This window comes from Pseudomethylobacillus aquaticus (assembly GCF_003730115.1).
Taxonomy (GTDB): Bacteria; Pseudomonadota; Gammaproteobacteria; order Burkholderiales; family Methylophilaceae; genus Pseudomethylobacillus; species Pseudomethylobacillus aquaticus.
Map to the genome: position 1 here is coordinate 18848 of NZ_RJVP01000004.1, position 18813 is coordinate 37660.

At 62.1% G+C, this 18813-nt stretch carries 26 protein-coding genes; 21 read left to right on the forward strand and 5 right to left on the reverse strand.

What is annotated here, in order from left to right; translation table 11 throughout:
* Positions 1–278: 278 nt before the first annotated feature.
* The 19 genes from ED236_RS08120 to ED236_RS08210 all read left to right on the forward strand — a co-directional run bounded on the left by ED236_RS08120 (position 279) and on the right by ED236_RS08210 (position 14191).
* Complete coding sequence (locus ED236_RS08120; protein ID WP_123237481.1) at positions 279–494, forward strand: hypothetical protein; 216 nt, start codon at positions 279–281, stop codon at positions 492–494.
* Complete coding sequence (locus ED236_RS08125; protein WP_123237482.1) at positions 491–964, forward strand: DUF2924 domain-containing protein; 474 nt, start codon at positions 491–493, stop codon at positions 962–964. Before ED236_RS08120 ends, ED236_RS08125 begins: the two co-directional genes overlap by 4 nt.
* A complete protein-coding gene (locus tag ED236_RS08130; RefSeq protein WP_123237483.1) occupies positions 961–2373 on the forward strand; it encodes a recombinase family protein in 1413 nt (470 codons plus the stop codon). Before ED236_RS08125 ends, ED236_RS08130 begins: the two co-directional genes overlap by 4 nt.
* Positions 2370–2834 (forward strand): hypothetical protein, encoded by a 465-nt coding sequence (locus tag ED236_RS08135; protein WP_123237484.1) that lies wholly within the window; start codon positions 2370–2372, stop codon positions 2832–2834. Before ED236_RS08130 ends, ED236_RS08135 begins: the two co-directional genes overlap by 4 nt.
* A 174-nt stretch (positions 2835–3008) precedes the next feature.
* On the forward strand, positions 3009–3272 hold the full coding sequence (locus ED236_RS08140; RefSeq protein ID WP_020200569.1) for a helix-turn-helix transcriptional regulator: 264 nt from the start codon (positions 3009–3011) through the stop codon (positions 3270–3272).
* A gap of 11 nt (positions 3273–3283) precedes the next feature.
* Entirely contained in the window at positions 3284–3760 is a 477-nt protein-coding gene (locus ED236_RS08145; RefSeq protein WP_020200568.1) for a hypothetical protein, read from the forward strand.
* A 5-nt stretch (positions 3761–3765) separates the two neighbouring features.
* Positions 3766–4047: a hypothetical protein gene (locus ED236_RS08150; RefSeq protein ID WP_123237691.1), complete on the forward strand. Its 282-nt coding sequence runs from the start codon at positions 3766–3768 to the stop codon at positions 4045–4047.
* Between the two features lie 2 nt (positions 4048–4049).
* Positions 4050–4808 carry a BRO-N domain-containing protein gene (locus ED236_RS08155; RefSeq protein WP_123237485.1) on the forward strand — a complete coding sequence of 253 codons (759 nt, stop codon included), beginning with the start codon at positions 4050–4052 and terminating at the stop codon, positions 4806–4808.
* Positions 4808–5668, forward strand: a complete 861-nt coding sequence (locus ED236_RS08160; RefSeq protein ID WP_123237486.1) for an ATP-binding protein — start codon at positions 4808–4810, stop codon at positions 5666–5668. The genes ED236_RS08155 and ED236_RS08160 overlap by 1 nt, the downstream gene beginning before the upstream one ends.
* 5 nt (positions 5669–5673) lie before the next feature.
* Complete coding sequence (locus ED236_RS08165; protein WP_088861529.1) at positions 5674–6303, forward strand: hypothetical protein; 630 nt, start codon at positions 5674–5676, stop codon at positions 6301–6303.
* Positions 6304–6312: 9 nt separating this feature from the next.
* Positions 6313–6801, forward strand: a complete 489-nt coding sequence (locus ED236_RS08170; protein ID WP_123237487.1) for a DUF6511 domain-containing protein — start codon at positions 6313–6315, stop codon at positions 6799–6801.
* Positions 6798–7535, forward strand: coding sequence for a PD-(D/E)XK nuclease family protein (locus ED236_RS08175; RefSeq protein ID WP_123237488.1), 738 nt, complete (start codon positions 6798–6800; stop codon positions 7533–7535). Before ED236_RS08170 ends, ED236_RS08175 begins: the two co-directional genes overlap by 4 nt.
* The gene (locus tag ED236_RS08180) at positions 7532–7759 is read left to right on the forward strand and encodes a helix-turn-helix domain-containing protein (protein WP_123237489.1); all 228 of its coding nucleotides are present in this window, start codon (positions 7532–7534) and stop codon (positions 7757–7759) included. Before ED236_RS08175 ends, ED236_RS08180 begins: the two co-directional genes overlap by 4 nt.
* Positions 7752–10043 carry a phage/plasmid primase, P4 family gene (locus ED236_RS08185; RefSeq protein WP_123237490.1) on the forward strand — a complete coding sequence of 764 codons (2292 nt, stop codon included), beginning with the start codon at positions 7752–7754 and terminating at the stop codon, positions 10041–10043. Before ED236_RS08180 ends, ED236_RS08185 begins: the two co-directional genes overlap by 8 nt.
* Positions 10044–10168: 125 nt before the next feature.
* On the forward strand, positions 10169–10633 hold the full coding sequence (locus tag ED236_RS08190) for a crossover junction endodeoxyribonuclease RuvC (RefSeq protein ID WP_123237491.1): 465 nt from the start codon (positions 10169–10171) through the stop codon (positions 10631–10633).
* Between the two features lies 1 nt (position 10634).
* Entirely contained in the window at positions 10635–10838 is a 204-nt protein-coding gene (locus ED236_RS08195) for a hypothetical protein (RefSeq protein ID WP_020200558.1), read from the forward strand.
* Positions 10831–11217 carry a DUF6362 family protein gene (locus ED236_RS08200; RefSeq protein WP_123237492.1) on the forward strand — a complete coding sequence of 129 codons (387 nt, stop codon included), beginning with the start codon at positions 10831–10833 and terminating at the stop codon, positions 11215–11217. Before ED236_RS08195 ends, ED236_RS08200 begins: the two co-directional genes overlap by 8 nt.
* A 329-nt stretch (positions 11218–11546) precedes the next feature.
* On the forward strand, positions 11547–12959 hold the full coding sequence (locus tag ED236_RS08205; RefSeq protein WP_123237493.1) for a site-specific DNA-methyltransferase: 1413 nt from the start codon (positions 11547–11549) through the stop codon (positions 12957–12959).
* Entirely contained in the window at positions 12956–14191 is a 1236-nt protein-coding gene (locus tag ED236_RS08210; RefSeq protein ID WP_123237494.1) for a site-specific DNA-methyltransferase, read from the forward strand. The genes ED236_RS08205 and ED236_RS08210 overlap by 4 nt, the downstream gene beginning before the upstream one ends.
* On the opposite strand, the gene ED236_RS08215 is transcribed toward ED236_RS08210, so the two are convergent.
* From ED236_RS08215 to ED236_RS08235, 5 genes are all read right to left on the reverse strand, one after another.
* A complete protein-coding gene (locus ED236_RS08215) occupies positions 14136–14375 on the reverse strand; it encodes a hypothetical protein (protein ID WP_123237495.1) in 240 nt (79 codons plus the stop codon). The genes ED236_RS08210 and ED236_RS08215 overlap by 56 nt on opposite strands.
* On the reverse strand, positions 14375–14737 hold the full coding sequence (locus tag ED236_RS08220) for a hypothetical protein (protein WP_123237496.1): 363 nt from the start codon (positions 14735–14737) through the stop codon (positions 14375–14377). The genes ED236_RS08215 and ED236_RS08220 overlap by 1 nt, the downstream gene beginning before the upstream one ends.
* Positions 14738–14834: 97 nt before the next feature.
* Positions 14835–15116 (reverse strand): hypothetical protein, encoded by a 282-nt coding sequence (locus tag ED236_RS08225; RefSeq protein WP_240032083.1) that lies wholly within the window; start codon positions 15114–15116, stop codon positions 14835–14837.
* Between the two features lie 207 nt (positions 15117–15323).
* Entirely contained in the window at positions 15324–15887 is a 564-nt protein-coding gene (locus tag ED236_RS08230; RefSeq protein WP_123237498.1) for a DUF3489 domain-containing protein, read from the reverse strand.
* A gap of 94 nt (positions 15888–15981) precedes the next feature.
* Complete coding sequence (locus ED236_RS08235; protein ID WP_123237499.1) at positions 15982–16179, reverse strand: DUF6900 domain-containing protein; 198 nt, start codon at positions 16177–16179, stop codon at positions 15982–15984.
* A gap of 117 nt (positions 16180–16296) precedes the next feature.
* On the opposite strand from ED236_RS08235, the gene ED236_RS08240 reads away from it, so the two are divergent.
* Together ED236_RS08240 and ED236_RS08245 are read left to right on the forward strand one after the other, a co-directional pair.
* The gene (locus ED236_RS08240; RefSeq protein ID WP_123237500.1) at positions 16297–16833 is read left to right on the forward strand and encodes an elements of external origin; all 537 of its coding nucleotides are present in this window, start codon (positions 16297–16299) and stop codon (positions 16831–16833) included.
* Positions 16833–18803, forward strand: a complete 1971-nt coding sequence (locus ED236_RS08245) for a phage terminase large subunit family protein (protein WP_123237501.1) — start codon at positions 16833–16835, stop codon at positions 18801–18803. The genes ED236_RS08240 and ED236_RS08245 overlap by 1 nt, the downstream gene beginning before the upstream one ends.
* Positions 18804–18813 lie beyond the last annotated feature (10 nt).

Sequence of the window (18813 nt, forward strand, 5' to 3'; positions counted from 1 at the left end):
GAAAGAGATCAATGAATTGGTGAGGCAGCAACTGAAGAAAAACTGGTCATTTTCTCGAAAAGGCAAGCATGGCCGCCTGATGCCACCCGGAGGGACGCCGTTTATCGTTGTCCCAGGTACTCCTAGCGACAGGCGCGCTTTTCTGAATTTCCGGCAGTCTATAAGGAACCTGGAAAGTCATCTTTACTACGTGCAGTCCGCGCACTCACGCTAAATCACGTTACGCGAAGTGCCCTTGGTTTCTAGCATGAGCAGCGTTTTCCATCGGAACGCTTACCATGACAGAAATCGAACCTATCTCCATTTGCACATCACCTGACCGGCCACGGCACGGGCATCAAGAAATCGCTGATCTGTTGGCTGCCGCGCTGCTGCGCCTTCGTGCCCGCCAATCGCGCGACATCCCCAAAAACAGCGAGCACGTTTGCCTTGGCTTCCCCGGCCAACAGCGCGTGAATGCGAACCCCGATCACAACAACGGAGTTCGCCCATGACAGCACACGCAACCTCACCCACGCCCGCCTCAGTCGCCGCCCGCGTCGCGGCTATTCCCCATCTTTCGATGGATGGTCTTTGGGCACTCTGGGACGACCATTTCGATGAACGGCCGAATCATCACCATCGGGTCTGGCTGGAAAGTCGCCTGGCCTACCGAATGCAGGAGTGCGCGTTTGGCGGTTTGAAACCGTCACTGCGCAAGAAGCTCGAGGAGGTTGGCGAAACCGGCATCTTGCCCAAGCAACTGCGCGGCGATAGCCAACGCCTACTGCCCGGTACCGTCCTGACACGCATCTACGACGACATTGAACATCGTGTGCTGGTGCGCGGATCGAATGATTTTGAGTACCAGGGGCAACGCTTCAAGAGCCTGTCCGCTGTGGCCAAGCGCATCACAGGCAGCCATTGGTCAGGCCCGGTGTTCTTCGGTTTGAAGGCACCAGCTTCGAAGAAGGGGGCAGCATGAGCTCAGTGCGTCGAAACCAGATTCCCGCAGTCACGCCAAAGAAGCGCTGCGCCGTCTACACACGCAAGTCCACTGACGAAGGCCTCGACCAGGAATACAACAGCCTCGAGGCACAGCGTGATGCGGGCTTGGCCTTCATTGCAAGCCAACGACATGAAGGCTGGATTGCCGTCGACGACGGATACGACGACGGCGGCTACTCTGGCGGAAACATGGAACGGCCCGGGTTGCGCCGACTGATGATCGATATCGAGGCGGGGAAGATCGATACCGTGGTCGTCTACAAAATCGACCGCCTCACGCGCAGCCTGCCGGACTTCGCAAAGCTGGTCGACGTTTTCGACCGCAACGGCGTCTCCTTTGTCGCGGTCACGCAGCAGTTCAACACCACCACATCGATGGGGCGATTGACGCTCAACATCCTTTTGTCATTCGCGCAGTTCGAACGCGAAGTCACCGGCGAACGCATCCGCGACAAGATCGCCGCCAGCAAGGCCAAAGGCATGTGGATGGGCGGAGTCCCGCCCCTCGGATACGACGTGGTCGAACGCAAGCTCGTCATCAACGACCGTGAAGCTGCGCTGGTACGTGACATCTTCCGCCGCTACGCCGAGCATGGCTCGGCTGCGCGACTCGTCCGCGAACTGGATATCGAAGGGCATACCACCAAGGCATGGGTCACCCAGTCCGGCCGGGAGCGATTGGGGCGCAGCATCGATCAGCAGTACCTCTTTACCTTGCTGCGTAACCGCATTTACCTCGGTGAAATCTGCAATCACGAGAAGTGGTACTCGGCCCAGCACGACCCCATCATTTCGCAAGAATTGTGGGACGCGGCACACGCCTTCATTGAGAGGCGAAAGCAGGCTCCGCGCGAACACCGAGCCAAGCATCCGGCACTGCTGGCGGGACTTCTGTTTGCACCGGATGGCCAACGGATGTTGCACTCCTTCGTCAAAAAGAAAAATGGTCGGCAGTACCGCTACTACGTGCCTTACCTGCACAAGCGGCGCAACGCCGGTGCCAGCCTGGCTCCGCATACGCCGGACGTGGGCCACCTGCCAGCCGCCGAGATCGAAGATGCCGTGTTGGCGCAAATCCATGCTGCGCTCTCATCGCCGCAAATGCTGATTGCAGTGTGGAGATCCTGCCAGCAGCATCCGGCGGGGGCGACGCTGGACGAGGCACAGGTGGTGGTCGCCATGCAGCGCATCGGTGACGTGTGGTCGCAACTGTTCCCTGCCGAGCAGCAACGGATCACACGGCTGTTGATCGAACGCGTGCAACTACACGGGCACGGCCTGGATATCGTTTGGCGAGAGGACGGTTGGATCGGATTCGGTGCGGACATCAGCACGCATCCCTTGATCGAAGAGTCCCAAGAGCGTGTCGAGGAGGCTTTGGCATGAATGCCACGACCCACCCGCGCCAGCGCGCCGTCCGCATCGAGATCGGAGCCGAGGCGCGCAGTTATGTCAGCGAGGGGCAGCGGGTTACCTTGGTGCCCCTGACGATCAAGCGCCGCCAGAACCGGAAGCTGCTGATACCGCCAGCCCCCGAGATCGCGGACCGAATCGGTGGCTTCGATGTGCCGATGATCAAAACGCTGGGCAAGGCCTTCTACTGGAAGCGCTTGATCGACGATGGCACCTACTCCACGACAACGGACTTGGCGCACGCCATGAAAGTGGAACCGGGCTGGGCTGCCGAGGTCCTGCGCATGACCATGTTGGCCCCCGACATCGTGGAGGCGATATTCGAAGGACGTCAGCCACGCCACCTGAATCTGCACACCTTGCGTGGCCGCCAAGAGCAACTGCCGCGCGATTGGGCTGCGCAGCGTCGATTGCTCGGTTTCTCCGACGCCTGATCTGCTTCCAGATACATCCGATGACGGCGAGCCATGTGCTCGCCGTTTGCTTTTCTGCACTGTGCCATTGGCGAACCCGGAGTTCCGTCGTGGTTCGCCATTGCGTCCCTTAAAGGTTCGCCACCCGAAGTTTGGAATGACACCTGTTACTCAACAACGTCACAGGAGCATTCCATGCAGACACCAACCAGCGGTATCCCCCGGTCGCCACAGCAGGCGATCAACACCATGTCACCCGGTGATCGCCGCGTGCTCAACGAAAACGAGCTCGCGCAACGCTGGGGCGTTAGCCCCAAGACTTTGCAGCGCTGGCGCAGTGAGGGTCGCGGTCCACGCTACCTGAAGCTGTCCAAGCGTGTCGGCTACCCGGTCGACGCGATCCTCGAGTTTGAGCGCGAAGCGCTGCACGACTCGACATCCGAACGCGCGGCGGTTTGAGGAGATATGCGATGAATGACATCACCATCTTTCCTGCCGACATCGCCGAGATGTCGGTCAGCCAACTGGCCGCATTGCCGCCCGCGCAGAAACACGAGATCGACAAGAACCTCGATGCAGCCATCGACTGGCTGAAGAAGGCGCGCACCAAGTTCGATGCGGCACTGGATCAGTGCTACGGCGAGCAGGCACGGACCGCGCTGCGCGAATCCGGCCGTGACTTCGGCACCGCACACATCAGCGATGGCCCGCTGCACCTGAAGTTCGAGCTGCCCAAGAAGGTCAGCTGGGATCAGAAGCAACTGGCTGAGATCGCTGAGCGCATCGTCGCCTCAGGCGAGAAGGTCGAGGGTTACCTCGACATCAAGTTGTCCGTCTCCGAATCCCGCTTCACGAACTGGCCGCCTGCTTTGCAACAGCAGTTCGCCGCCGCTCGCACCGTGGATTCCGGCAAGCCGTCTTTCACCCTTTCCATCGATTCGGAGTAATGACCATGAGCACCAATCTCATCGCCTCGCTGCGTAAACAGCTGCCGTCCATCTACGGCGAACACCTCCCTGACGAAATCCGGTATCGCCGCGCGGACGGTCAGGACGTCGTTGTCCCGCTCGAAGTCGCCACTGTGGACGAGCTGGCTTTTGCCATCCAGACAGCCAACGCGGAATCGCTGGCGCTCGGCCGCCGCCGCACCGCGCTGGAAGAACTCCACACCGAGGTGCGCAAACGTGCCGCGCGTGGAGCCGACCGTATCGCCGATGTGTCTTGGGAGGACTGATCATGAGCGCGATCATTCCCTTCCAGTTCGAAGCGCACGCCGTGCGCGTCCAGGTCGATGAACTCGGGCAGCCGTGGTTCAACGCCTCCGATGTCTGCGACGCCCTGGAGATGGGCAATCCGTCTCAGGCGATCAAGTCCCACGTCGATGCCGAGGATCTCCAGAAATTGGAGACCCTTACGGCGGGTGGCCGTCAACGCCAAAACCACGTCAACGAGTCGGGGCTTTACGCCCTGATCCTCGGTAGCACCAAGGATGCCGCCAAGCGCTTCAAGCGCTGGATCACCGGTGAAGTGCTGCCTGCAATCCGCAAGACAGGGGCGTATTCCGCCGCCACCACGATGGCTGCCTTGCCCGCACCGACCCAAGATCGCGTCACCGCCATCCTGCTGATCGGCGAAGCGGTCGCCAAGGTACCGGGCGTCAAGACCGGCATTGCAATGGCTGCCACGTTGACCTGCATTCAGGAAAACACCGGCCTGACCACGGAAGTGCTGCGCCGCGCTTTGCCTGCCGCCAACGAACCGATCTGCTCGCTCAACGCCACACAGCTTGGCAAATTGCTGAGTCGCTCAGCCAAAGCCACGAACCAGTTGCTGGCGTCCGGCGGCCTTCAGTTCCGCAACGACCGGGACGAGTGGGAGCTGACCGAGGCCGGTGAAGCATGGGCCGAAGCCATGCCGTACTCGCGCAACGGCCACAGCGGCTACCAGATCCTCTGGAATCCGGCGGTCGCGGAACAACTGAAGGAGGTGGCGTGATGTCCCTCCCGATCATTTCCGCGCAGCAGCGCTTGGCCGAGCGCAAGGGTGTGAAGTTGCTGATGCTGGGCAAATCCGGCATCGGCAAGACCACCCGGCTCAAAGACCTCGACCCTGCCACCACCTTGTTCCTAGATATCGAGGCGGGCGATCTCGCCGTGGCCGATTGGCCGGGCGACACCATCCGACCGGCATCGTGGCCGGAAAGCCGCGACTTTTTCGTGTTCCTTGCAGGCCCGGACAAGTCACTGCCGCCGGAAAGCGCGTTTTCGCAGGCGCATTACGACCACGTCATCGAGAAATTTGGCGACCCGACGCAGCTCGACCGCTACCAGACCTTCTTCCTCGACTCGATCACGCAGTTGTCCCGGCAGTGCTTCGCGTGGTGCAAGACGCAACCCGGAGCCACCAGCGACCGTTCCGGCAAGCCAGATCTGCGCGCCGCATATGGCCTGCTTGGCCAGGAAATGATCGGCGCACTGACTCATCTGCAGCACGCACGCGGCATGAACGTGGTGTTCGTCGCCATCCTCGACGAACGTCTCGATGACTACAACCGAAAGGTGTTCGTGCCGCAGATCGAAGGCAGCAAAACCAGCCTGGAGCTGCCCGGCATCGTCGACGAGGTCGTGACGCTGGCCGAGATCAAGGCCGAGGACGGCAGTACCTACCGCGCCTTCGTCACGCACACCGTCAATCCCTACGGTTTCCCGGCCAAAGACCGCAGCGGTCGCCTCGACCTGCTGGAGCCGCCGCATCTCGGCGCACTGATCGCCAAGTGCGCAGGCCAGTCGCCATTGCCCATGCCCGGCAGCACCGGCACCCCCACTACAGCAAACACCACCGAATCCAAGGAGTAATCGCCATGTCTTCCAACTATTTTGACTTCCAAGATGCCGATCCTCAACAGTCGGGCTTTGACCTGATCCCCAAGGGGGCTGTCGTGCCAGTGCGCATGACCATCAAGCCCGGTGGTTATGACGATCCGGAACAAGGCTGGGGCGGCGGCTACGCCACCGAGTCCTTCGAAACCGGCTCTGTCTACCTCGCCGCCGAGTTTGTCGTCACGGCGGGCGACCATGCCAAGCGCAAGATGTGGAGCAACATCGGCCTGCACTCCAAGAAGGGGCCGACCTGGGGTCAGATGGGGCGCAGTTTTATCCGCGCCGCGCTCAACAGCGCCCGCAACGTCCATCCCCAGGACAACAGCCCGCAGGCCGCCGCCGCGCGCCGCATCCAGGGTTTTCATGAACTGGATGGCCTGGAGTTTCTGGCGCGCGTGGACATTGAGAAGGATGGCAAGGGCCAAGACCGGAACGTGGTCAAGATCGCGGTCGAGCCTGATCACCCCGACTACGCAAAACTGATGGGCGTGCCGCCCAAGGCTCCGGGCAGTGGACATTCCGGCGCTCCGGCGCAGGCGGCTGCGCCTGCGTATCAGGCACCGGCTCCACAACGCGCACCGGTGACCGGCAAGCCGTCGTGGGCACAGTGAGGGAGGCCAATGAAATGCTGGGTCTGCAAACGACAGGCCCGGGGATTCGGCCACACCGACAACCGTCACGGTGTCGGCCATCCCCGGCGCTATCCCATCGACTGGGTGTTCTGCTCACAACGCTGCCAAAACGCGTTTCATGCGCTGTACGGCAACTGGCTGCGGGTCAAGGAAGGTCGCGTCGACAGTACGGAGGTCGCCATGATCGATCCATCTGATGTCGAACTAGCCGCGATGAAGAAGTGCCTCAAGGCCTTCGGCGAGGCTGCGGGCGAGATTGGCTTCACCAAGCCGCTGGGCGACTACTCCGAAGCCGAGGCGCTGCAAGTGATCGACGCCATCGTCACTTGCTACACCGAGGCAATGGTCGCGCACCACGAGGCGAGCAAGTACCCACCGGTACGCGGCATGACGCCTGCGCCCGACCCTCTGGCCAACCCGTTCGCGGATCTGGAGGACGACCTGCCCTGGGAAGAGCCGAAGGGGAAGAAGCCATGATCGACTTCAACTCCTCATCGAGCATCTCGGGTCAGGTCACCGCCCTGGTGGACACGGGCCTGCAGCAGGCTCGCGCCCGCCAGTCCGAGCGCCAGTACCTCGGGGCCTCGCGCCTCGGCGTGGCCTGCGAGCGAGCGCTGCAGTTCGAGTACGCCAAGGAACCCATCGACCACGGGCGTGACACCCCGGGCCGAATGCTGCGGATCTTCGAACGCGGTCACGTCATGGAGGACTGCATGGTCGCGTGGCTTCGGGACGCGGGCTTTGACCTGCGCACCCGCAAGGCCGACGGCGAGCAGTTCGGTTTCTCGGTGGCCGATGGCCGCCTGCAGGGCCACATCGACGGCGTCATCGTCGGCGGCCCCGATGGCTTCGCCTATCCCGTGCTCTGGGAATGTAAGTGTCTCGGCAACAAGTCCTGGAGCGATCTGGACAAGAAGGGCCTGACTCTCTCCAAGCCCGTCTACGCCGCGCAAGTGGCGATCTACCAAGCCTATCTCGAACTGCACGAGCACCCGGCGATCTTCACGGCACTCAACGCCGACACGATGGAGATCTACACCGAGCTCGTGCCCTTTGACGCAGCACTGGCCCAACGCATGTCGGATCGGGCGGTCAAGGTCATCACGGCGACCGAGGCGGGAGAGCTCCTGCCGCGCGCCTTCCATGACTCGACCCACTTTGAGTGCCGGATGTGCGCGTGGCAAGACCGCTGCTGGAGGACACAAGCATGAATACCTCGAATTTGAATTACGTACTGGGCGAGCAGCTGATCGACGTGCGCCAGGCTGCACTGATGTTCAATCTGCCGTCGTATTGGCTCTCTCAAGCCAAGGAGCGAAAGGAGCGTCGCATTCCGCATTACCGCGTCGGCAAACTGGTTCGCTTCAAACCCAACGAGCTGGAAGCCTGGATCGCTGCGCAGCAGACGTCACACGAGGGTGGTGCCGATGCTTGATTTCAATGACACATCACCACCGGGAGAAACGGGCCGGCGCAACGTCAATGACAGCGAGCGGGACGAGATTCGCACTGAACTGATCGCACGCATGGAATCAGTCCTGACCACGATGTTTCCGGCAGGAAAGAAGCGTCGTGGCAAGTTTCTGATCGGGGACATCCTGGGCAGCCCGGGCGACAGCCTTGAGGTGGTACTCGAAGGCGACAAGGCTGGTCTCTGGACGGATCGTGCCACGGGCGATGGCGGTGACATCTTTGCCTTGATCGCCGCCTACCTCGGGGCCAACGTCCACACCGACTTTCCCCGGGTGCTCGACGAGGCAGCTGATCTGCTCGGTCGTTCGCGATCAGTGCCGGTACGCCGCGCCAAGAAGGAAGCTCCGGTTGATGATCTCGGCCCGGCCACGGCCAAGTGGGACTACTTCGATGCCACCGGCAAACTGATTGCGGTCGTGTACCGCTACGACCCAACCGGGCGCAAGAAGGAATTCCGGCCGTGGGATGCCAAGCGGCGCAAGATGACTCCGCCCGATCCGCGCCCGCTGTACAACCAGCCGGGGCTGGCTGCCGCTGGTCACGTTGTGCTGGTCGAGGGCGAGAAGTGTGCGCAGGCCCTGATCGCCATCGGCGTGGTGGCAACCACGGCCATGCATGGCGCAAACGCTCCCGTCGATAAGACCGACTGGTCGCCGCTGGTGGGCAAATCCGTGCTGATCTGGCCTGACCGGGACGCGCCAGGCTGGGATTACGCTGACCGTGCATCGCAAGCAATCCTTAACGCGGGTGCGACCACGGTCGCCATCCTGGTGCCACCCGATGACAAGCCGGAAGGATGGGATGCGGCTGACGCCATTCCGGACGGCTTCGATGTGAGGGGCTTCCTCGCCGTCGGCGAGCGGATGCCGGTGATGCGGTCGGTCGAGGAGACGCCACCACCGGATCTGCTGACCGGTGTCGACTGGACTACGGAGGACGGCTTGTCCTCGGCCTTCACACGCCGCTATGGCGAGGACTGGCGCTACTGCGCGCTTTGGGGCAAATGGCTGGTTTGGACCGGCGTGCGCTGGAATCCGGATCAGGTGCTCTATGTGTCTCATCTGGCGCGTGGTATCTGCCGGATGGCGTCACTCAAGGCGGACAGCCCTCGGCTCACAGGCAAGCTGGCCAGCTCCGCCACGATCTCGTCCGTCGAGAAAATCGCACGCTCCGATCCCAAGCACGCGTCCACCGCCGAGGAGTGGGATGCCGACGTCTGGGCGCTCAACTCACCAGGCGGTGTGGTTGATCTGCGCACGGGCCGCATGCGACCGCACCGGCGCGATGATCGGATGACCAAGGTGACCACGGCCACACCGCAGGGCGACAGTCCGACGTGGCGCGCATTCCTGGCCGACGTCACAGGCGGTGACGCTGAACTGATTGCCTACCTGCAACTGATGGTTGGCTACTGCCTGACGGGCGTGACCAGCGAGCACGCGCTGTTCTTCCTGTACGGGACCGGCGCGAACGGCAAGTCGGTGTTCGTCAACGTCCTGACCACCATCTTGGGCGACTACGCGGCCAACGCGCCGATGGACACGTTCATGGAGGCGCGCACCGACCGACATCCGACCGATCTGGCGGGCCTGCGCGGCGCACGCTTTGTGTCATCCATCGAAACCGAACAGGGTCGGCGTTGGAACGAATCCAAGGTTAAGGCCATCACCGGTGGCGACAAGGTTTCCGCACGCTTCATGCGCCAGGACTTCTTCGAGTACGTGCCGCAGTTCAAGTTGGTGATCGCAGGCAACCACAAGCCATCGATCCGCAACGTGGATGAGGCGATGAAGCGGCGGCTGCACCTGATCCCGTTCACGGTGACGATCCCGCCCGAGCGGCGTGACGGCAGGCTGACGGAAAAGCTGCTCAAGGAACGGGACGGCATTCTGGCGTGGGCGGTCGAGGGCTGCAGCCTTTGGCAACGCCAAGGACTGAAGCCACCCGCCAGTGTGGTGTCGGCGACTGAGGAGTATTTCGAGGCCGAGGACGCGCTCGGGCAGTGGATCGAAGAGCGTTGCCTGCTGGCCAAGACCCACCGTGAAGGCGTTTCTGAGTTGTTCGCCGACTGGCGTGAATGGGCTGAGCGCGCGGGTGAGTACGTGGGCTCGGTCAAGCGCTTCTCCGAACTGATGGCGGCCCGCAAGTTCGAGAAGTGTCGGCTGACCGGGGGCGCACGTGGGATCACGGGCATAGCCCTCAGGCCCAAGCCGTATAGCCATGGCTACCCCTACCGAGATGACTGAGCAATCCGGGCGAGTGACGGATTTGACGGGTTTCCTGATTGACGCGCTACGCGTGCGCGCACGTAAAGGCTGTTTTCCAAAGAACCCGTCGCATCCGTCACTCGCCCCCGAACTGGAGCACGACGATGAACACGACAATCTTGGCCCTTGATCTGGGCACGCACACCGGGTGGGCTTTGCAGCACCTGGACGGCACTATCACTAGCGGCACGGAGCAATTCAAGCCGCAGCGATTTGAAGGGGGCGGCATGCGTTTCCTCCGTTTCAAGCGCTGGCTCAACGAATTGCTCTCGGCCAGCAATCACATCAACGCGGTGTTCTTCGAGGAGGTTCGACGGCACGCTGGCGTTGATGCGGCGCACGCCTACGGTGGCTTCATGGGACACCTGACCGCGTGGTGTGAGCATCACAACATCCCTTACCAGGGTGTTCCAGTCGGCACGATCAAGAAGCACGCGACCGGCAAGGGCAATGCGGGCAAGGACGACATGATCGCGTCCGTCCGCCTGCGTGGTCACACCCCAGTCGACGACAACGAAGCCGACGCCCTGGCCTTGCTGCACTGGGCTGTCGAGACGCAGGAGGTGTGACATGAAGGTGCCGACACCCCAATACCGCTGCCCCCTGGGGCGTCTGCAGCCTCAGGCCACGGATCTGGATGCGATCAAGGAACGTGGCTGGCGTGACCAACACATCCTGGTGGTCAATGCATCCGACGAACGTCTGGACTTCATCGAGCGCGAGATCGTGCGACGCATCGGTGACCGGCTCTACGGAGGGCGACGCAATGACTAAGTGGACTATCGAGGACGTTGCTGCTCGGTTTGAAGAGGCAGCAAGCACCAGTCGACGGTTGCCTCCTGTTCGAGTGCAGGGTTACTTCAACTGTTGGCCCGCCATTGTCCGAAGCGAATGGGAGACCTTTGCAGCGGACGAGAGGGTGTACCGATCCTTTCCGCCGAGTCCAGAGGCAATTGAACAAATGCTGGAGGTCATGCGCTGGGTGCAGTGGCTCACCATCGAGCAACGTCATCTCGTATGGATGCGCGCGAAGCGCTATGGCTGGCGGGACATCACGATCCGCTTTGCCTGCGACCGCACGACGGCATGGCGGCATTGGCAGCGGGCATTGCAGACGGTCGCAGATCAACTTAATGGTGTGGTGGTCGCGTAGGGTTTTGGCGTGATTTGGCGCGTATGGTCGGTGATGTGCGCCATCACGCGGCAATCAGCGGTTTTTGCCCCTGCAACAAAACGACCTGATCTTGCGTAGTATTCATCTATCGTCTGGACAGAGGTGACGGCAGAGGAAGCAGCCCAGAAATCAATGGGTCCTTCCTGGCCAAAAGCCAATGCGGGGGGCGCGAGCGCGGCGCTTTTTTAGCGTCAGGGTGCGAACCAAGGTTCGCACGGTTCGCAGTTCGCACCCCGTCAGTTCGCACCAACCCCAAAACCCGCCCACGGTTTGTCGTCGGCGGGTTTTCTATTTTCAGGACACCATCTTTGAATACGCTCAACGTCGAGTACCGCAAGGTCGAGGCGCTGATTCCCTACGCCCGCAACCCGCGCACACATTCCGAGGCGCAAGTCACCAAGATCGCCGCCAGCATCGTTGAATACGGCTGGACGAACCCGGTACTGGTTGATGGCGACAACGGCATCATCGCGGGCCATGGTCGTTTGGCTGCTGCACGCAAGCTGGGGCTGGATCAGGTGCCGGTGATCGAACTGGCTCATCTCACCACCGCGCAAAAGCGCGCCTTGGTCATCGCCGACAACCGACTGGCGCTTGACGCTGGGTGGGATGAGGAGATGTTGGCGCTCGAAATGGCGGAGCTGTCCGAAGCGGGTTTCGAACTGGCGCTGACCGGCTTCGAGAACATCGAGATCGATGCGCTGCTGGCAGATGCCCCGTCGACTGAAGGTGAACCGGCGGCGCAGGATGGTGCAAACGCCGATGAACCCGATACGACCGATGACGTACCTGACACGCCAGTGGTGGCGGTGTCGCGCGAGGGAGATGTCTGGGCCATCGGCTCGCACCGCTTGATCTGTGGCGACGCCACCGACCCAGCCGTGGTCGCCACGCTGATGCAGGGTGACACCGTGCAGCTTTGCTTCACCTCGCCACCGTATGGCAACCAGCGCGACTACACCTCCGGCGGCATTGCCGATTGGGATGCACTGATGCGCGGTGTGTTCGCACATCTGCCGATGGCGGGCGACGGACAAGTGCTGGTCAATCTTGGGCTGATCCACCGCGACAACGAAGTCATCCCCTATTGGGACGGCTGGCTGTCCTGGATGCGTCAGCAAGGGTGGCGGCGCTTCGCGTGGTACGTCTGGGATCAGGGGCCGGGCATGCCCGGCGACTGGCAGGGCCGATTGGCTCCCAGCTTCGAGTTTATTTTCCACTTCAATCGCAGCACCCGCAAACCCAACAAAATTGTTCCTTGCAAGCACGCAGGCCAGGAATCGCACCTGCGCGCTGACGGGTCGTCCACGGCGATGCGCGGTAAGGATGGCGAGGTCGGCGGCTGGACGCACAAGGGTCAACCGACGCAGGACACCCGAATCCCCGACTCAGTGATTCGCGTGATGCGCCACAAGGGCAAGATCGGTCAGGACATTGATCACCCCGCCGTCTTCCCGGTGGCGTTGCCGGAGTTCATCATCGAGTCCTACACCGACGCCGGAGACATCGTGTTCGAGCCGTTCGGCGGCAGTGGCACGACGATGCTGGCCGCGCAGCGCACTGGCCGCATTTGTCGCAGCGTCGAGATTGCGCCGGAGTACGTGGACGTGGCCATCAAGCGCTTTCAGCAAAACCACCCCGGCGTGCCGGTCACGCTTATCGCCACCGGCCAATCTTTCGACGAGATCGCCACTGAACGCGAAACGGAGGTGGCGGCATGAACTGGCTGGCCGACAAGATCGAGCAGTGGCCGACAGCCAAACTGCTGCCCTATGCCCGCAATGCGCGGACGCACTCGGATGATCAGGTGGCGCAGATCGCTGCATCGATTGCCGAGTTTGGCTTCACCAATCCGATTCTTGCGGGCAGTGACGGCATCATCGTCGCTGGGCATGGCCGCTTGGCTGCTGCGCAGAATCTCGGGCTGGAAATCGTGCCCGTGGTCGTACTAGATCACCTGAGCCCGACCCAGCGCCGCGCCTTGGTCATCGCAGACAACCGCATCGCGGAGAACGCTGGCTGGGATGACGCGATGTTGCGGATCGAACTTGAGGACTTGCAGCTGGAAGGTTTCGATCTGGACATCACCGGCTTCGACGCCGACGCGCTGGCCGAACTGATCGCGGGAGACGAGCCGCACAACGAGGGCCAGACCGATGAGGACGCGGTACCGGAGGTTGGCGAAATTCCAATATCGCGCCCGGGCGATGTCTGGATCATGGGCCAGCACCGACTGCTGTGCGGCGACTCGACTGTGCCAGAGAGCTATGCCCGACTGATGCAAGGCGACGTGGCAGACATGGTCTTCACCGACCCGCCGTACAACGTGAACTACGCCAACAGTGCCAAGGACAAGATGCGCGGCAAGGATCGCGCGATCCTGAACGACAACCTGGGTGACGGTTTCTACGACTTCCTGCTGGCAGCATTGACGCCCACCGTGGCGAACTGCCGGGGCGGCATCTATGTGGCGATGTCATCCAGCGAGCTGGATGTGCTGCAGGCCGCCTTTCGCGCCGCCGGTGGAAAGTGGTCGACGTTCATCATCTGGGCCAAGAACACCTTCACGTTGGGCCGCGCCGACTACCAGCGCCAGTACGAACCGATCCTGTACGGATGGCCCGAGGGTGGGCAACGCCACTGGTGTGGTGACCGCGATCAGGGCGATGTGTGGGCGATCAAGAAGCCGCAGAAGAACGATCTGCATCCGACGATGAAGCCGGTGGAGCTGGTCGAGCGGGCGATCCGCAATTCGAGCCGCCCGGGTAACGTCGTGCTCGATCCGTTCGGTGGTTCTGGCACAACGCTGATTGCGGCCGAAAAATCAGGTCGCGTCGCGCGACTGATCGAACTCGATCCGAAGTACGTGGATGTGATCGTGCGCCGGTGGGAGGACTTCACCGGCCAGACGGCCATCCGCGAGGCAGCAGACCAGGAAGTGTGCGCCAGTTGAATGGCTGGCCAGGCTGCTTGGCATCTTCTTCCTCGGCGATGCGCCGCAGGATTTGCAGGGTAGTGAGATCGCGCGGCAGTGCCATGCACATGACGCGCACAGCCTGCTCGATGGAGACCTCTGGACGTCGGTTGGCAATCTGCCAACGCAGCGCCTGCTCCCGTTCGGTGGCGGACGTTGTCATCAGGCAGCCATCTCTTCGCAGATTTCGCAGTGGATCACAAAGCCTGTCAGGTAAGGCAGGCCGCGCGGGATGCCATACTGCTTGCTGGCCTGGCGGCCAATCGTCCAGCCCATCCAACGTTGGGTGGCGGCGTTGATCGCATCCTGCAACGCTTGGCCTTGGTACAAACCGTTCTGGACGTCGTCGGCAAAGTGGCGTCCGTGACGGCTGTCGAGGAAGGTCCGCACCGATTCGAGGGGCTGATGGGCGGCTTCCGAAATGGCGTTCATGGCCAGGGGCCATGCGGCGCTGGCGTGTTCGTTCATCGTGCCCCAAAAACCCCAGGCTTCGTTCTGGGTGGTGGGGATCTGGTTGGTGGTCATGGTGTCTTCTCCGGGTTGATCGTTGCGCCACCTGTAGTAACGCGCTGTTTGATTGAGAAGCCAAGCTGTTCCTAGCTTCTTTCTCGATCAATTTCGATCACCCGAGACGGGCTACGTAGCGGGCGTAATCACCGCCCTCGGGATTGACGTAGAGGTAGGGGCGTCCGGGAGCGATGACCTCGATGCAGAGGTAGCCGTCGCCAGTGCCGCCACCCTTGCCACGCAGCCAGTCACGTGACACCAGCAGGCTGCGCCCAAAGGCGTCGAATTCGGCAGGGGTGAGCTCCTTGGTCTCGGTGACGTAGACCTTGTGCTGGTCGCTCCCGCCCAGTTCGCCGAGGTCGGCAGGTTTGCGTGCAAACGGTAGGCGGATGCTCAACTCTTCGACCTGGAGGATTTGGCCTGCGAACTGCAGAGTGCGTGGGGTGCGTTCGATGGTGATGGTCATGGTGCTCATGGCGGTTTTCCTGGTATGGCGTCGTCAATCACGACAACTGTATGAACGCGCTGGTGGGGAGAGAAGCCAAGCTATTCATGGCTCCTCTCGCCATCTTTTTGGCATCGCCGAAACTCGCTGTGCTCGTTTTCAGGCGATGCGGTAGATCCGCTCGCCACCCTGCGGCTTGTCCGAGACGATGTTCAGGCCGAGCTTTTTCTTGAAGGCTCCAGCGAAGGTGCCGCGCACCGTGTGCGCCTGCCAACCGGTGGCGGTGCAGATCTGGCCGATGGTTGCGCCCTCAGGGCGTTGCAGCATCCGGATCACTTCGGCCTGCTTGCTGTTCTCGCGGGTGCGTGGCTTGACCCACGTTGCTTCGGCGGCGGTTACGGCGGCCTCCAGTTCGGGATCGCTCGCCGTCGCTGGCGCAGCTTCGGCGTTGGCGATGATCCGGTCGAGATTGGCTTCGAATTGACCGACTCGCTTCTTGTTCAATCCGGGGCGCGCAACGCCCAAGGCGTCGTAGCCCTCCGCAGCGACAAACCAGTCGGTGCCCTCGGTAGTAATCAGTGCGCGGTTGAAGAGTCCGTCGAGCACCTTCTTGCGTGCGCCGCCTTTGATGTTGTCGGGGAACCATTCGATCTTGCCGCTGGTGTGTTCAACCGCGTGGGCCAGGATCGCGTGCTGGGCAGGGGTCAGTTTGGTGGTGGTCATGTTTTGCTCCTTCAATGTGGTGGACGGTGATGTGATGAACGCGCTGTTCCCAAGTGAAGCCAAGCGCTTTCTGCTTGGCTTCTTTGCTTCGCAATCAGGTGTTGGCCTTGTCTGACAGGTTGGCATTGCGTCCCTGCTCGAGACCCGCGTTGAAGGCAGCTTCAAGCGCATCGCGTAGGCACCAGACCGCTACATCGTGGAAGTCGAGGCTGTCCGAGCGGCGGGTTTCCAGGGTTTCGATGCCCAGCTTGTTTTGCGCGATCTGGGTCAGGAGTTGTTCGAGCTTGCTCATGTCCGTGTCCTTTCATGGTGTTGATGACGAACGTATGAACGCGCTGTTCCAGATGGAAGCCAAGCTCAATCCGCAGGAATGACGAATAAATGATTGAAGGTGCCCCGAAGGGGAAATATGGGTATTTCGATTCGTGCCTACGCACGCCACCGAGGGGTGTCCGATGCAGCGGTACGCAAGGCCATCGCTGCTGGTCGGATCACGCCGGAGGCAGACGGAACGATTGATGCCGAGCGCGTCGACCGCGAGTGGGCGCGCAATTCCGATGCACCGCGCAATGGCACGGCCACCCGCGCGGTCAAGGTCGCCGTCCCGGAACCCAGCGGTGCCGCAGGAGACGGCACCGCCGCATTACCAGCAGGTGGCACGTCCTTGCTCCAAGCGCGGACGGTCAACGAAGTGGTCAAGGCGCAAACCAACAAAGTGCGCCTGGCCCGCCTCAAGGGCGAGCTGGTAGATCGGCCACAGGCCATCGCCCATGTTTTCAAGCTAGCGCGCTCCGAACGCGATGCCTGGCTCAACTGGCCCGCACGCATCTCGGCACAGATGGCAGCCAAGCTCGGCGTCGATCCTCACACGATGCACATCGCCTTGGAGGCGGCGGTGCGTGAGCACCTGCAGGAACTGGGCGAGATGCGCCCGAGGGTGGATTGATGGACATGGACTACGAAGGCGCTGCCGAGATCGAACGCGCGTGGCGCGAAGGACTGACACCAGACCCGCTGCTCACCGTGTCCGAATGGTCGGATCGCCACCGGATGCTCTCCAGCAAGGCGTCTGCCGAGCCCGGACGCTGGCGCACCAGCCGCACGCCGTACTTGAAAGCGATCATGGATTGCCTGTCGCCGACCTCGCCGGTCGAACGCGTGGTGTTCATGAAAGCGGCACAGCTTGGCGCGACCGAGATGGGATCGAACTGGATCGGCTATGTGATCCATCACGCACCCGGGCCAATGATGGCGGTGTGGCCGACAGTGGAGATGGCCAAGCGCAACTCCAAGCAGCGGATCGATCCGCTGATCGAGGAGTCGTCCGCACTGGCTGAACTGATTGCACCGGCGCGCAGCCGGGATTCCGGCAACACCATCCTGGCCAAGGAGTTCCGGGGTGGCGTGCTGGTGATGACCGGGGCCAACAGTGCGGTCGGGCTGCGCTCGATGCCGGTGCGGTATCTGTTTCTCGACGAGGTCGACGGCTATCCGTTGGACGTCGAGGGTGAAGGAGATGCAATCTCGCTGGCCGAGGCCCGTACACGCACCTTCGCGCGGCGCAAGATCTTCATCGTCTCGACGCCGACGATCTCGGGCGCTAGTGCCATCGAACGCGAGTATGAAGCCAGCGATCAGCGCCGCTACTTCGTGCCGTGCCCTCACTGCGGGCATCGGCAATGGCTGCGTTTTGAGCAACTGCGCTGGGACAAAGGGCAGCCGGAAACGGCCGCCTACGTCTGTGAATCGTGCGACACCGCCATTGCCGAGCACCACAAAACGTGGATGCTGGAACACGGCGAGTGGCGCGCCATGATCACCGATAGCGTGGACAAAACGGCTGGTTTCCACCTGTCGTCGCTGTACAGCCCGGTGGGTTGGCGTTCATGGCGCGAGATTGCTGCCGCATGGGAAGCCGCCGTCAACAAGGAATCCGGTTCGGCGGCGGCCATCAAGACCTTCAAGAACACCGAGCTAGGCGAAACCTGGGTCGAGGAAGGCGAAGCGCCGGACTGGCAACGCCTCGTCGAGCGTCGCGAGGATTATCGGATTGGCAGCGTGCCCGCCGGTGGTCTGCTGCTGGTCGGCGGTGCCGACGTCCAGAAGGATCGCATCGAGGCGTCCATATGGGCCTTCGGACGCGGCAAGGAATCGTGGCTCATCGAACACCGCGTGCTGATGGGCGACACGGCGCGTGACACAGTATGGAAACGCCTTGCTGAAATGCTCTCCGAACACTGGACGCACGCCTCGGGTGCGGCGATGCCGCTGGCCCGCTTTGCGCTCGATACTGGCTTTGCCACGCAGGAAGCCTACGCGTTCGTGCGCGCCTGTCGCGACAGCCGGGTGATGGCGGTCAAGGGCGTGGCCCGCAGTGCCGCGCTGATCGGCACGCCGACTGCCGTGGATATGACGCAGGGCGGCAAGAAGCTGCGCCGGGGCATCAAGGTGTTCTCGGTCGCTAGTGGGATTGCCAAGTTGGAGTTCTACAACAACCTGCGCAAGAGTGCCGATGTCGGCGAGGATGGATTAACCACGGTGTTTCCGGCCGGGTTTGTCCATCTGCCCAAGATCGACGCCGAGTTCATTCAGCAGCTCTGTGCCGAGCAACTGATCACCCGCCGCGACCGCAACGGCTTCCCAGTGCGCGAGTGGCAAAAGATGCGCGAGCGCAACGAGGCGCTGGACTGTTACGTCTATGCCCGCGCCGCAGCATCGGCGGCAGGACTGGATCGTTTCGAGGAACGCCACTGGCAGGAACTGGAGCGACAACTCGGGATGGGACGGCCGCCAGATGAAATGCCACCGATTCAAACCTACCACCCAGACGAGGCCACCCACAGCGGTGGCCTCGGTGTTTCTGGCAGCCGCAACACAGGGCGGCGCGTAATCAAGAGCCGTTGGCTGACGCGATAAACACCATTGG